The following is a 15,114-nucleotide window of genomic DNA, read 5'->3' as shown; positions in this document are numbered from 1 at the left end:
CTTCGTTCAATTCGGCTAAGCCTCGGGTGCAATCCGTTCGCCTAAATTATAAAAAAAACAAAAAAACCGCTAGTCTTTAGATTAGCGGGTTTTGTATTTTATAGAAATGCGAATCAATTCTTTACTTCCCAGTGCTTGCTTAGTTTGAAAATTTTGGATGTAGGTATCAATGATATGGAATACGACTTTATTGTTGATGTGTTTTCATATTCGTTTACCAAAGTCTATTTATAACCCAAAAGTTAGTTGTTTTTAACTCTTGGTAACATCGCTTAACTTGGGTCTATGCGAATAAAAACGATAAAATCGACGTTGGTGAGATCATTGAAGAAACGAATTACTATCCATTTGGATTAGCACATCAAGGGTATAATGAGAAGAATAATACCATTGGAGAAAACTATAAGTACCAATATAATACAAAGGAATATCAAGACGAATTAGGATTGAATTTGTATGATTACGGTGCAAGGAATTACGATGCTGCACTTGGTCGATGGATGAATGTGGACCCGTTAGCGGAGAAAATGCCACAGTGGAATCCGTATACTTATACGTTTAATAATACGATTATGTTTACCGATCCTGATGGTATGGCGCCAGAATGTGAAGGATGTAAAGGATTTCTTCTTGCTGTTGTTGATAATGTATTTGGAAGTAATTTTAGAAATACTTCTGGAAATGATTCTTCAAACTATAGGAGTGGTGTTAATATAGGTAATGCTACTTCTTTGTTACTTAGTGCAGCTTTAGTTGCAGATGGTGCAGGAAGTGCAGGAGCAGGAAGTATTGGTCTAGCTACTTCTGGTGTAGCTACTGCTACAGGTGGTGGTGCAGTTGTAGGAGTACCTGGTGCCGTAGTTGGTGGAGGTTTAGTAGCTAAAGGAGTTGCAGAAGTTGCTTTGGGTACTATTATAGGGACCAATACTGTTAATAATATGCAGAGTGATGCATCAAAAATAGGAGGAGGTAGAGGTTCAAATAATAGAACAGCTGATCCAGATGCAGTAGGTAATCATACCGTAATTAATGAAAATGGACATACTACATATAAAGTGAATCAAAATAATCCGAATAAAAATAATAAAGGTGTAGGATTTGAAACGGAAAAAAGGGTTGATTATAAGGGAAAGGCACATAAGGATAAAGTTACAGGTGAGGACATACCTACTCCACATGTTCAAGAGAAAGGTACTGTTAGACCAGCTGTACCTGGAAAAGATATGCCAAAATAATAAATAATTATAAAAATATGATAAAATGGTTGCAGGACTGGTATAGTTCAAATTGTGATGGAGATTGGGAGCATGATTATGGAATAACAATTGATACAATTGATAACCCAGGGTGGAGTATCAAAATTGATGTAGTAGCTGTAGATGTTACTCTAGCAAATAAAGGTTGGAAGTTATTTGAATTATCCGAAGAAAATTGGTTAGGATATAAAATAGAACATCATGTTTTTTATGCGTCTGGAGATGCTCATAAATTAGAAAGTTTGATTATGATCTTTAAAATTTTAGTGGAGAAAGGACAAGTTGAGGATGCATATATCTATGAGCATTTTTTATAGGAACTGCTCATTAAAACGAACATAAGTTAATTGGCTATTTTTCAGTTAAATAAGCTGTTATTTTTTATCCCAGGAGTGTTGTTGATATTAGAAAAAAAGAGTTGATAAAAAGGCATGGCTTATAGACCTTCAAGTAAATAAAAGGTGATGAAAAAAATATTATTTATTCTATTTATTTTAATTCAAAGTAATACATTATCTGCTCAGAATTGGAGTATTGATCTTAGTTATGAAGTTAGAGATACAATATTTACTTATTATATTGATTCAGACCCTACCATGTTATTGTATAAGGATATAAATAGATCTAGAGATACAAGAGAGTTCAATAAAATTATAATTACGAAAGAAAGAGCGAAAGAGATTTTTACTGCCATTCAACACATAAAAAATGAAATAAATGAAGTGAATGATGAGGCAGGTTTCCGAGATTATGTAGAAGTTTTTGTTACTTTAAGGGAAAATGATATTATAATGGAATTTTCCTTTTTTGACCATCAAGTTCTAGAATTATTAACTAGGTTGATTGAATTGCTAGAAACGTGTAAAGAGAAGAAATCAATATTCGTTAATTTTATTCATAGCGATGGCCCTCCTCCTCCCGCTGCTATTGAGAATAAATAAAATAACAAACCCGCTAGTCAAAAGACTAGCGGGTTTGTTATTTTATCGAATAGCTAGAATTAACTCTTTATTTAGGAAATACTTGTTTGGTTTTAAAATTTTGGATATAAATATCAATGATCTTAAAAATTGTTTTTTTATTCTCGTTTTAAGCAAAGAAAAGTTGTTTTTTACCGCAGGAAAAATTACTTACCTTTATACAGCCACAGGTGAAAAAGTACAGAAAAAAGTAACCCAAGGCAGTACAACAGTTGTTACGGATTATGTGGATGATTTTACTTCGTCTGTTCGCTACGCTCGAGTCAGTATGTAGATGGTGTATTGAGTTTCTTCCCTACAGCAGAAGTTCAATGCAGAGACTAGTCACTAGTAATCACTTAGGCAACGTGAAATAACGAAACAAAAACAAGTGAAAATTAGTTTAAATGAGAATTTTAAAAAGAGTTGGAGTTATCATGTTATTGTTTTCATTGTCTTCTTGTTTAGAGGTTGATTGTGAGGCAAATAAAAATTTGGTTTTAGCGGTAGAATGTTTGCAAATTCTAGAAAAAAAGCCATCAACAAGTGCGTATAATATGAATTCAGAAGGGACCCACTTAGTGACAGGAAGAAAATGCAATTGCAAGGACGAAACACGATGGATAAAATAACTATAAAGGATTATTAGAGATTGGGGATACCATCATAAAAAGAACGGGAGAATTGACGTTTTCTTTCCATAAGCAAGATACCATTATTGAAGTAAATTGGAGATGTGGAGAGCCTGATGACTATAAAATAATGATTAAAGGAGAAGTAGAGGATCATTTAACGATGGCTCAATTGAGAAAGTTAAAAAAGAAAGACTAATGATTTTTTAACTGGTACATTTCGTATCTCTATTTATAAAAACAACCCCTACAATTTAAAATTGTAGGGTTTCTTTTTATAAGATTGTTTTGTTCTAAAACAATGGTACTATTGGTGTATGAACAAAAGAAATTGCTCTTTCATAATTCCTAGACTAACAATCTGCTAAGTTTACAGCTACTGCCAATCCACCTTCTGAGGTTTCTTTGTATTTGTTATTCATGTCTTTAGCAGTTTCCCACATGGTGCTTACTACTTTATCCAAAGGCACTTTTGCATTTTTAGGATCGGTATCTAGTGCAAGTTCTGCCGCATTAATGGCTTTAATTGCTCCCATGGCATTTCTTTCAATGCAAGGGATTTGAACTAATCCACCGATAGGGTCACAAGTTAAACCTAAGTGATGCTCCATGGCAATTTCAGCAGCCATCATCACTTGTTCTGGGCAACCACCCATTAATTCACATAGTGCACCTGCTGCCATGGCACTAGAAACACCAATTTCTGCCTGACAACCACCCATTGCTGCAGAAATAGTCGCTCCTTTTTTGAAGATACTGCCAATTTCGCCCGCAACCAATAAAAACTGTTTGATCTCTTTTTCGCCCGCTTTATGGTTTTCAATCACCAAATAATACATCAATACAGCAGGAATAACACCTGCACTTCCATTGGTTGGTGCAGTTACTACACGTCCCAAAGAAGCATTGACTTCATTTACAGCAAGTGCAAAGCAACTTACCCATTTTAGAATTTGGCGGAAATAAACCTTGGTTTTGCGAATCGTACCCAACCATTCTTGCGGAGTGGAATAAGGTAAATCGCTCTTTAGATTTTGATGGGAATCATAGGCACGTCTGCGGACATTTAATCCTCCAGGTAGAACCCCTTCAGTATGACAACCAATGTACATACACTCCAACATCGTATTCCAAACACGCATCAATTCATGGTGAATTTCATCCTCACTGCGCAGTGATTTTTCATTCTCATAGACCAATTGTGAAACGGTCATGTTTTGTTCTTTGCAATAGGCTAAAAGCTCAGTTGCTTTGTCAATAGGATAAGGAAAACTAGCCTTAATTTCATCGTTCTTCTCATTGGAAGCACTTTCTTCTTTGACAACAAATCCTCCACCAATGGAGTAAAATGTTGAGGTATAGATTGCTCCCGTTTTGGTTTCAACAGTAAAGGTCATTCCATTGGCATGGAAAGGCAAGAAGTTTTTATTGAAAACAATTTGAACTTTTGGATCAAACGTAATCGGTAATTCAGCTCCTAAAATAAGGGATTTTGTCGTGTTGATTTCGGCAATAATGGCGCCGATATTTTCTACAGGAACATATTCTGGATCCGCACCACTCAGTCCTAACATAACAGCTAAGTCTGTGGCGTGTCCAATGCCAGTAAGTGAAAGCGAACCAAATAGATCTACGGTTAGGTTTTGCACTTGGTTAAATAGTTGACGCTCTTTTAGTTCTTTCAAGAAAAGCTCTGCGGCTCTCCAAGGACCTAACGTGTGTGAGCTCGAAGGTCCAACGCCAATCTTGAGCATATCAAAAACAGATATACATTCCATAATGTTGCATGATTTAATCGTTACGAAGATAAGTAAAAACTGTGGAGTCACAAATGGAGGAAAGGGATTTAACGTATAGATAGTTTAACGTTTTAGACCTGAGAATACACGATGAATTATGGATAAAAGGAATAAGAAATTGAAGAATATACAAAAGTATTAGGTTAAAAGATAAGAATAGTAGCGTTTTAGCTGTCATGAAAACTGACGAAAGGATAGGCAAATAAGAACGAAATGACAAGAATAAGTGACAAAGTGACATTTGGTAAAGGTTTTTTTTACCTAAAATGGGTCAGAAATGGCAAAGATTGTTCTTGGCACAAAGATTGACTAATAGTAAGCGAGCCTGAGGTTCAAAAAACGAATAAGGAAAATTAAGTATAAAAGATAAACGATAAACATATTATGAGTAAAATAATTGGTATTGACTTAGGAACTACGAACTCATGTGTTTCTGTAATGGAAGGTAACGAGCCAGTAGTAATCACGAATGCGGAAGGAAAAAGAACAACACCTTCAGTTGTAGCATTTGTTGAAGGAGGAGAAATTAAAGTTGGAGACCCTGCAAAACGTCAGGCAGTGACAAACCCAACAAAAACGGTAGCGTCTATCAAGAGATTTATGGGTGAGAAATTCAGCCAAATCCCTGCTGAAATTACAGCTGTACCTTACAGTGTAGTAAAAGGAGATAACGATACACCTCGCGTTGATATTGACGGACGTTTATACACACCGCAAGAAATTTCTGCAATGACTTTACAAAAAATGAAGAAAACAGCAGAGGATTTCTTAGGACAAGAAGTAACAGAAGCTGTAATTACTGTACCAGCATACTTTAATGACGCACAACGTCAAGCAACAAAAGAAGCAGGTGAAATTGCAGGATTAAAAGTAAGACGTATCATTAACGAGCCTACAGCTGCTGCGTTAGCCTACGGATTAGACAAAACAGGAAAAGATCAAAAAGTAGTAGTATACGATTTAGGGGGAGGTACATTTGATATTTCTATCCTTGAGTTAGGAGATGGAGTATTTGAAGTATTATCTACGAATGGAGATACACACTTAGGAGGGGATGACTTTGATAACGTAATCATCAACTGGTTAGCGGAAGAGTTTAACAGTGCTGAAGGAGTAGATTTACGTAAAGATGCAATGGCATTACAACGTTTAAAAGAAGCTGCTGAAAAAGCAAAAGTAGAGTTGTCTTCTGCAACACAAACAGAAATCAACTTACCTTATATTACAGCAACGGCTTCAGGACCGAAACACTTAGTGCAAACGTTGACAAGAGCTAAATTTGAGCAATTGTCTGATGATTTAGTACGTCGTTCTATGATTCCTTGTGAGAAAGCATTGAAAGATGCAGGATTATCTAAATCAGATATCGATGAGGTTATCTTAGTAGGTGGTTCAACACGTATCCCAAGAATTCAAGAAGAAGTAGAGAAATTCTTCGGTAAAAAACCACACAAAGGAGTAAATCCAGATGAGGTAGTAGCGATTGGTGCTGCTATTCAAGGGGGTGTATTAACAGGAGATGTAAAAGACGTATTATTATTAGACGTTACACCACTTTCATTAGGTATTGAAACAATGGGAGGTGTATTGACTAAATTAATCGAAGCAAATACAACAATTCCAACGAAAAAATCGCAAGTATTCTCTACTGCAGCAGATAACCAACCATCAGTTGAAATCCATGTATTACAAGGAGAAAGACCGATGGCAAATGACAACAAAACAATTGGTCGTTTCCACTTAGATGGAATTCCACCTGCACAAAGAGGAGTGCCTCAAATTGAAGTAACATTCGATATTGATGCAAACGGAATTATCAAAGTATCTGCTACAGATAAAGGAACAGGTAAATCACATGATATTCGTATTGAAGCTTCATCAGGATTGACAGAAGAAGAAATCGAAAGAATGAAAAAAGAAGCAGAAGCAAACGCAGATGCAGATAAAAGAGCAAAAGAATCAGCAGATAAAATCAATGAGGCAGATGCAATGATTTTCCAAACAGACAAGCAATTGAAAGAATTTGGAGATAAGTTATCAGCAGCAAATAAAACTGCGATTGAAGGAGCTTTAGAGGAATTGAAAAAAGCATACGAAACAAAAGACGTTGCAACAATTACTCCAGCTTTAGACAAAATCAATGAGGCTTGGAAAGCAGCTTCTGAAGAAATGTATAAAGCACAAGCCGAGGCTCAACAAGGTGAAGGACAAGGCGCTCAACCAAACCAAGGTGGAAACCAAGGAGGTGGAGATGCTGAAGGACCTCAAGATGTTGAGTACGAGGAAGTAAAATAAGAACCCTAAAGTTTTTTATAGTTATAATTGAAGAACCGAGTCATCCAATGGCTCGGTTTTTTTTATTTTAACCCACAACCCACAACCCATAATCCCATAACCCACAACTCATAACCTTTAAAAACCTACTCCATACAAGCTTGATGAAAAATAGTCAAACAACAATCTATTTCTTCGAAAGTTAAATGAGCAAAACCAAGACGGATACCCGTTAGTTTCTTATTTTGATATAATAACGTAGTTGGAATATAGAGGTTATGGAGCAAACATAACGTACGGACACGCATCAAGTTGACCGGATAGTTAAAAGTAACCCAAACGGCTAAATCACCTTCGGGAATAGTAAATGCAATGCAATCTCCAAACAAACGTGTCAGCACACTGCAGAAATAATCGCGTCTTTTCTTTATAAATCTTATTGACTTTTACCTGGTGTCGAAATAAGGTGCCTTCCTCAATCAATTCAATTAAGGTATGCATCGCAAAATAGTTTTTGTTCTCTTCTACTAAGGCTTTGTGCTTTTCTAACTCTTGAATTAAATTAGCTGGAGCTAAGAGTAAACCGGTGTTGAAATCCGACGCTATTGATTTACCTATTGAACTAAGGTAAATAACCATTCCTTTGCTATCACTACTTATTAATGGAAGGGGCGGTGTATTGTTGTAGTGAAAATCGAAATTCACATCATCTTCTAGCAAAATAAAACCATACTGTTGGGCCAACTGCAATAGTTTTACTCGTTGCTGAACAGGGAGTGATTGCGTGGTTGGATAGTGGTGATTTACCGTTAAGTATAGGAGGCGAATAGGTATTTGCTGACACAGCTTTTCTAAGGCATGTAAATCAATTCCTTCCTGGTGAATGGGAATGGGATGTAACTGTGCTCCTGTATGTTGTAAAATAATATGACTGCCGTAATAGCCATATTCGCTAATAGCTACATGATCTCCTGCTTGAAGAAGTAAGGACGCACAAAGGTATAGCGCAGTTGTTGTGCTACGGGTGGTTAGAACATTGGCAGGTGATGCCTGAATATTGCGCGTTACATTAACGTAGTTAATAATCTGTTTTTTAAAAGCAGTCTCCGTTTTATTCGTATAGGGATCAAAATAGTTGACATGTTGTTTTCGCTTGAGATTAGCACTGAAAATAGCGGCTAATTCTTCCTGTAATCCCAATCGAATATCTGGGGTACCATCGGTAAAAAAATAGTTGCAACGATGTTCATGGTTCGCTAAATCTAAGCGATTGTCAACGGGAAAAGAATAAGCCGTTGTGGAAGGAAATGCGTTGGATTTAGACTGAATCTGATTTTTCTTGTGTTGAACAAAAGTACCTTGATTGGGGTGACTGATGAGCCAGCCTTGAGTAATAAGTTCATCAAAAGCAGCAATAATGGTATTGCGGTTGACTTGTAAAAGTTCCGCTAATTTTCTACTTCCAGGAAGTTTAGTGTCAATCGGAATAATGTTGCGCTGAATGGCATTGCTCAATTGATTGGCAATTTGCATATATACAGGCGTCGTAGACGTTTTGTCTAGCCGAATTAAGCGATTGTATGGTATTTTAAGCGATTGTGTCATGGTGTGATTGAAACCCAAATCTATCCCAACAAAAATAAGGAATATCAGTCGATTACACGGCGTGCTTGTAAAAGGTTTTCAACTTGAAAGGTATAACAATACTGGGGAATACTTCGAGCGCCAAAACTTTCTTTCCAATAGAGTAATCCTTTATTTAGCTGCTTCGGATTCAAATGACTACTGCCTAAATCAAAATAGCGAACGGTAGTTTGGTATTGCTGAATTAGCGTATAAATTAATAAGTCTAAAGCGCCTTTGTTGTTATCGGTTTCATTTCCAGCAATGTATTGCAAATGTACAACATGAGGATGAATGAAAAGGGTTGTACCCCCTACGAGTTCACCTTGACTATTATATACATTCATTTGCTTAATAGATTGAGGAAAGGCTTGCAGTAAAGACTCTATTTCTTCTATTGTATGGACAGGATTTGCTTGATAGCGATCGTGTAAGCGAGGAATTAAAATACGCTGCCAAAAAGAAGTAGCTGAGGAATCTTCCTGAATCCAATACCCATTTTTGATTCCTTTCCGAATCATGCGCTTGCGATTGGTATTAAGAGGAAGTGGGGCTTTAAAATCAATCACAGAAAGCATTTGCACGTGTTGGGTTGCTTGTAATGCATGACTAACAAAAGGCATAAGGCTGCTTATTGTATGTTGATAGATAAATGGAATTTCATTGAGAATAATAGCTTCCAACTGATGTTCTTTGCAATGTTCAGCAAGAAGCTCTAAAAGAGCTAAAAAAGTTGCTGTAGTCAGTGAAGCGCGATGGATAATTCCGCCATAACTCAATCCAAAATGACTGCACAAGACCGTGTCATTGGTATGAGCAGGGAGTAAAGCGATCAAACGATCACCTTCATAAAATAAAAGCGAATGATCACAAAATCGATCCCGATGATAATCCATGAAATTTCTGTGAAACAAAAAACTAGCTGGATTGGCCTGCTCCAAAAAGCAATTCCAATCGTCTTTATAGTCTGAATTGTAAAGTACTACTTTCAAATGACAAAGGTTTTTCTGTATAGAAACGTAATTATAGGGAGATAAAATCAATTTTGGAAACTTTAAAACCAAATATGATGTTAAAAAATAAATTGTTTCTGTACTTTTTTACTTTTGTTTTTGAACAGATGTGTTTTAAAAATTTGATTTAATATTCAATTCCGCTGAAAAAGGGGAGTTACTGTGTTTAAACAGTGTTAAATGTTTGTTGATGTTGTTTTGTTAAGTAATTGTTAGGTAATTTTTGGTATATTTCGAAATAATTTAAACCCAATCTAAATAGTTAAAATAGCCCATGAAAAAAAAATACATAAAAGCCCCTCTTTTATATGTAGCATTAGCTTCTTTTCTTTTTGTAGGAAATGGATATGCTGACATCGCTAAAATTGATTTAGGAAATCACGTAGAAGTTTATGCTACAGATTTGCCGACGTATAAGCCCCTTAATACTTATGGTTCATTTGCAATTCGTATGAATCAAAAGAGCAATTTAACTGAACAAGAATTTTTAGCAAAAGCAAATGAGTTCTTTGGATTATATGAAACGAATACGTTTGAATTACTGAATAGTTATACTGATGCTCGTGGCGGAGTACACAATACTTACCAACACTATGTTGGGAAATACCCTGTAGATGGACAAATGTTTATTGTTCATAGTAAAAAAGGGAAAGTAACTGCGGTTAATGGAACGATTATCAACATTGAAAATAAAAAGAGCCCTTATAGTTTAAGAGCGAATGTAAATAGAAAACCGACAGTAACGAGTAAAGACGCGGTGAGTATTGCTTTTAAAGTCAACCAAATTGCAGAAAAGCCAGAGTTAGATACTGCTGTTGAAACCGTGTTTATTCCCTCTATGAAAGAGGATGGTGTATTTGTCTTAGCTCATAAAGTAAGAGTCGATGAAATGTCTTCTAGAAGAGTAGTGAGTAAAAATGTGTACATCAGTGTGGAAAATGGAGAAGTGGTAAACGAAGTATCCTTAATTGCACATGCAAATGTTCCAGGTAGCGGTGACGGTCAGTATCGTTCCAATTTACCTCTAGGTTTAACGGAGGTTAGTGGAAGCTATCAATTATATGACAACGAAAGAAAAATTACGACTTATGATGCGAGAACGATGAATAATGATCGTGATTTCTTCTTTGGTAGAGGGCCTGTATTTAACAATGCAACGACTACATTCCCTAAAAATCCGGCAAATGAAATTCATTGGGGATTAGCGAATACCTATGATTATTATAAAGAAATTCACAATCGCGATAGTTATGACGCACGTGGAGGAAAAATTAATGCCTATTATGATCCCGTATTCTTAGATGGTGATTATAATTCGGGTATGCCTGAAAATGCTTATGCACAGCCTTATGGAGAAATGAGCCATTTAGTATTTGGTAGAGGATCAAGTTATTTTAACCCTTTGGTCGCAATAGATGTAGCAGCTCATGAGTTTACTCATCTAGTAATAGATAATAATGGGAATGGTGGGTTAAGGTATCAAGGTGAATCAGGAGCTTTAAACGAGGGATTCGCTGATATTTTTGGAACTTCTGTTGAACATTATGCGGTGAATGATGCGGATTGGTTAATGGGTAAAGGAGTAGTAAAAGGAGGAGGGTATTCTTTTATGCGAGATATGCAGGATCCAAAAAATAATCGTAATGGAGCAAAACAACCAAATACTTACAAAGGACAATATTGGGCAAGCACAAGTTTTGGTGCAGAAGATGCAGGAGGAGTACATACCAATAGCGGTGTAATTAATTACTGGTATTATCTAATTAGTGAAGGTGGTTCTGGAGTTAATGATAAGGGAGATGATTATGTCGTTTCTGGTGTTGGAATGAAAAAAGCAGAGCAAATTGCTTATGAAACACTTAGGTTATTAACGAATAATGCGCAGTACATTAATGCAGTGGAACAAAGTAAAATGGTGGCAGAAGAATTATATGGAGTAGATTCGGAAGAGTATTTTGCTGTTCACGATGCTTGGTATGCGGTTGGTTTCGGTGAAAGACGTCCAAACATGGGAGTAGAAGATTTTGAATTGGCAGAAGATGTATTTAGCTTATATCCTAATCCAGTTACAAATGGAGAATTAACGGTATTAACGAAAGATGATAAAGGAGTGGTTACATTCTACAATATGGCAGGGCAAAAAGTAACACAAGATTTTACTGTAGAAAGAGGAGAGAATAAATTGAGTATCTCACAGTTGAAAACAGGAAATTACATCGTGATTTACGAAAGCAAAGAGAGAAAGATTTCAGAGAAAATCATCGTAAAATAAAAAAACAAATAGAAACCGAGATTCGTCTCGGTTTTTTTGTATGTTAAACTATGTGTTAATTTTTATGTTAAGTATTTTTGGATATATTTATGTTTTGATAATAAAATATTTAAATAGCAGAAATAGTTCATGAAAAAAAAATACTTAGGTAGATTATCTCTTTATGTAGCACTCGGTTTATTTCAATTTGTAGGCTATAGTTATAGTACTCCAATTGCTGTAACTAGTACAACACAAACCAATCCTTATGGAACACAGCTTCCGTTTTATAAACCACTAAATGACTATGGTTCTTTTGTGATTCGTATGGATCAAAAGACAAACCTAACAGCAGAAGAATTTGTAGCAAAAGCGATTGATTTTTTTGGGTTAAATGAAACGAATTCGTTTCAACTCATCCATTCCTATACGGATATTATGGGACAGGTACACCAAACCTATCAACATATTGTGGGGCAATATGCGGTAGAAGGACAAATGTTTATTGTTCATAGTAATAAAAATGGGCGGGTAACAAGTGTTAATGGTACCATCATCAATATTGAGAATAAAAAAAGCGTATATACGCTAAAAGAACATGTAGATAGTAAAGTTATTATTTCAAAAGAAAAGGCGATTAGTATTGCTTTTCAAGCAAATAAAATAACAGAAAATGCGAAGACAGATTACCCTGTAGAAACTGTTTTTGTGAAGTCAATGAAACATAACAAGGCTTTTGTATTGGCTCATAAAGTGCGTATTGATAATTTCTCATCTACTCAAATTCAAAGCAAGAATGTCTTCGTTGGAGTTGAAAAAGGTGATATTGTGCATGAGGTATCTTTACTCGCGCATATTGACGTACAAGGAAGAGGAGATGGGTTCTATCGTGCTAATTTACCATTAGGATTACGATTGGAAAATGACCAGTATCAACTGATAGATGGAGAAAGAAATATAAGAACATTAGATGCTACACAATCAACAAATCTATGGGAAATCTATAGTGGAATGGGGAGTGTATTTACCTATGCAACATCTACTTTTCCGAAAAATCCAGCAAATGATATTCATTGGGGATTATCGAAAACATATGATTATTATTGGAATGTACACCATAGACATAGCTATGATGCACAAGGAGGAGAAATAGTAGCTTTTTATAATCCTATTATTATGGATGGAGATCGATCAGGTTTCCCTAATAATGCAGTAGCCATATCTTCTTTTTACAATGTGATGATTTTCGGTAGAGGAGGGGATACGTATAACCCGTTAACAGGTTTAGATGTTGTAGGACACGAATTTACTCATTTAGTGGTTAATAGTAATGGTAGAGGAGGATTGGTGTATCAAGGAGAATCAGGAGCGTTGAATGAAGGGTTTGCTGATATTTTTGGAACCTCTATTGAGCATTATGCAGTAGATGATGCTGATTGGCTTTTAGGAACAGGAGTTATAAAAGGGCCCATTCATTTTATGAGAAGTATGAGGGATCCTAAAGAAGGAAGAGAACAGAGTCGACAGCCGAATACATACCAAGGAGAATATTGGGTAGATACAAATATAGAATGGGATAGTGGCGGTGTACATTATAACAGTGGAGTAATTAACTACTGGTATTATTTGCTTTCTGAAGGAGGAATGGGAGTAAATGATATTGGAAATGAGTATACTGTCACTGGAATTGGGATGCAAAAAGCAGAACAAATTGCTTATCTGACTTTAATGACACAATTGGGAAGTAATTCTCAATATATTGATGCAGTAGAGGGTGCATTGACTGTTACAGCAAATTTATATGGAGCAGATTCAGCGGAATATTATGCCGTTTATGATGCTTGGTATGCCGTTGGTTTTGGTGAAAAACGTCCAAACATGGGAGTAGAAGATTTCGAATTAGCAGCAGATGTATTTAGTTTGTATCCTAATCCAGTTACAAATGGAGAATTAACGGTAGTAACGAAAGATGATAAAGGAGTGGTTGCGTTCTACAATATGGCAGGACAAAAAGTAACACAAGATTTTACTGTAGAAAGAGGGGAGAATAAATTGAATATCCTACAATTGAAAACAGGAAATTATATTGTGATTTACGAAAGTAGAGAGAGAAAGATTTCAGAGAAAATCATCGTAAAATAAGAGCATAAAAAAACCGAGATTTTTATATCTCGGTTTTTTTTTTATTGTTATTATGATTTTTGTTCTTTGTTGAAATATACCAAGTAGTAGTACATTTGCTTTTCTTCATCCCATCCTTTTTCTACAAATTTATCTGCACTTTCAGGATTAATAAAATCAAGTTTAATCTGAATATTCGTATCTAAATTAATCACGTTTTTAATCTTTTTACGGGCATCAGAAACGGCATTGTTAGCAATAGGGAATGATGTCGTATCTTCAATACTATATTTCTCTCCTTTATCTACTTTGTAGTTTTTAAACTCAGAAATTAAATCAGGATTGTCAATTACTTCATTTAAGAAGTTGGTTTCTTCGAACTCGTCATTTTTAGCAAAATAGTTTACGGAACGGTTCATGAACATGACTTCTTCTTTTTTGTCTTCTGCAGGTAAAACTACGTCTTTAGCGAAGTCTTGACAGAATTTTAAATATTTTTTTGTCATGAATGCTTCGTCCTGGAAGATATCCACACTTAAAAAGTGCTCTAACCAGTAACGTGCATCATAACGGTTGCTATCGATTGTTAGGATTTTGTATCCTTCTTCTTTTTTGTAATTGAAAATAATACAACCTTTATCTAACTTATTTAAGTTGATTCCTTGTTGTAAAATCATTTCTAGATTTGAACCATTTTCTTGAAATTGTAAGAAATCAGATTTAATCTCACTTTTGAAAATTCCAATAGCATCTACCACATTATTGTCAATAGAAGTATTCGTTAAATAGGTAACATAAACTTCTCCATTTTTAATATGGGGATGATTCGATTGCTCGAATAAATGCTTTGTTATTTTTTGAGAGATCTCATGTGCTTTTTCAGAAGAAGGTGCATTAAATAAATCTGCTGCATAGTTAAACATATCGTTGAATTCTAAATCAACATCATGAACAAATTGAAAATAACTTTCTTCTTTCTCGCGGAAAGGTTTAAAGAAGTACTCTTTTAATAAAGGAGCAATCTCATCGTTTAAGCTATAAGGTTCATCTGATAAAAAGATGGCTTCGTTTCTACTTTTGTTTCCAACTCTGTGGATAGATAAAGTTTCTACGTGTGCATTAAAAAGGTTGATCATAATAGTTAAATATGTAGTAGATCTTTTTTAGATCTGTTATTTTTAGATGT

General features: G+C 35.4%; 12 protein-coding genes. 8 read left to right on the top strand and 4 right to left on the bottom strand.

What is annotated here, in order from left to right; genetic code table 11:
• Positions 1-305 precede the first annotated feature (305 nt).
• The 5 genes from M2306_RS09355 to M2306_RS09335 all read left to right on the top strand — a co-directional run bounded on the left by M2306_RS09355 (position 306) and on the right by M2306_RS09335 (position 3,046).
• Positions 306-1,235, top strand: a complete 930-nt coding sequence (locus tag M2306_RS09355; protein ID WP_498882916.1) for an RHS repeat-associated core domain-containing protein — start codon at positions 306-308, stop codon at positions 1,233-1,235.
• A 29-nt stretch (positions 1,236-1,264) separates the two neighbouring features.
• Positions 1,265-1,573, top strand: coding sequence for an immunity 53 family protein (locus tag M2306_RS09350; RefSeq protein ID WP_498882833.1), 309 nt, complete (start codon positions 1,265-1,267; stop codon positions 1,571-1,573).
• 147 nt (positions 1,574-1,720) lie between these two features.
• Positions 1,721-2,197 (top strand): hypothetical protein, encoded by a 477-nt coding sequence (locus M2306_RS09345; protein WP_259189908.1) that lies wholly within the window; start codon positions 1,721-1,723, stop codon positions 2,195-2,197.
• 163 nt (positions 2,198-2,360) lie between these two features.
• Positions 2,361-2,510, top strand: coding sequence for a hypothetical protein (locus M2306_RS09340; protein WP_498882832.1), 150 nt, complete (start codon positions 2,361-2,363; stop codon positions 2,508-2,510).
• Positions 2,511-2,899: 389 nt separating this feature from the next.
• Positions 2,900-3,046 (top strand): hypothetical protein, encoded by a 147-nt coding sequence (locus M2306_RS09335; RefSeq protein ID WP_498882830.1) that lies wholly within the window; start codon positions 2,900-2,902, stop codon positions 3,044-3,046.
• 154 nt (positions 3,047-3,200) lie between these two features.
• On the opposite strand, the gene M2306_RS09330 is transcribed toward M2306_RS09335, so the two are convergent.
• Positions 3,201-4,625 (bottom strand): L-serine ammonia-lyase, encoded by a 1,425-nt coding sequence (locus tag M2306_RS09330; protein WP_115089702.1) that lies wholly within the window; start codon positions 4,623-4,625, stop codon positions 3,201-3,203.
• A gap of 405 nt (positions 4,626-5,030) precedes the next feature.
• Here M2306_RS09330 and dnaK point away from each other — a divergent pair, with 405 nt between their 5' ends.
• Positions 5,031-6,941: a molecular chaperone DnaK gene (gene dnaK, locus M2306_RS09325; RefSeq protein WP_115089703.1), complete on the top strand. Its 1,911-nt coding sequence runs from the start codon at positions 5,031-5,033 to the stop codon at positions 6,939-6,941.
• Positions 6,942-7,268: 327 nt separating this feature from the next.
• Here dnaK and M2306_RS09320 read toward each other — a convergent pair whose 3' ends face one another.
• Positions 7,269-8,525, bottom strand: a complete 1,257-nt coding sequence (locus M2306_RS09320; protein ID WP_498882829.1) for an aminotransferase-like domain-containing protein — start codon at positions 8,523-8,525, stop codon at positions 7,269-7,271.
• 44 nt (positions 8,526-8,569) lie between these two features.
• Complete coding sequence (locus M2306_RS09315) at positions 8,570-9,535, bottom strand: GNAT family N-acetyltransferase (RefSeq protein ID WP_259189930.1); 966 nt, start codon at positions 9,533-9,535, stop codon at positions 8,570-8,572.
• Between the two features lie 295 nt (positions 9,536-9,830).
• Between M2306_RS09315 and M2306_RS09310 the strand changes: the two genes are divergently transcribed.
• Both M2306_RS09310 and M2306_RS09305 read left to right on the top strand, forming a co-directional pair.
• Entirely contained in the window at positions 9,831-11,828 is a 1,998-nt protein-coding gene (locus M2306_RS09310; RefSeq protein ID WP_115089705.1) for a M4 family metallopeptidase, read from the top strand.
• 129 nt (positions 11,829-11,957) lie between these two features.
• Positions 11,958-13,949: a M4 family metallopeptidase gene (locus M2306_RS09305; RefSeq protein ID WP_259189933.1), complete on the top strand. Its 1,992-nt coding sequence runs from the start codon at positions 11,958-11,960 to the stop codon at positions 13,947-13,949.
• 50 nt (positions 13,950-13,999) lie between these two features.
• Here the strand turns inward: M2306_RS09305 and M2306_RS09300 are convergent, their stop codons facing one another.
• Entirely contained in the window at positions 14,000-15,064 is a 1,065-nt protein-coding gene (locus M2306_RS09300) for a nucleoid-associated protein (RefSeq protein WP_002991055.1), read from the bottom strand.
• Positions 15,065-15,114 lie beyond the last annotated feature (50 nt).

Origin of the sequence: Myroides gitamensis (assembly GCF_029894455.1) — a bacterium.
In the GTDB taxonomy this organism is placed as follows: domain Bacteria; phylum Bacteroidota; class Bacteroidia; order Flavobacteriales; family Flavobacteriaceae; genus Flavobacterium; species Flavobacterium odoratum.
This window is presented reverse-complemented; position numbering and strand designations above follow the sequence as displayed.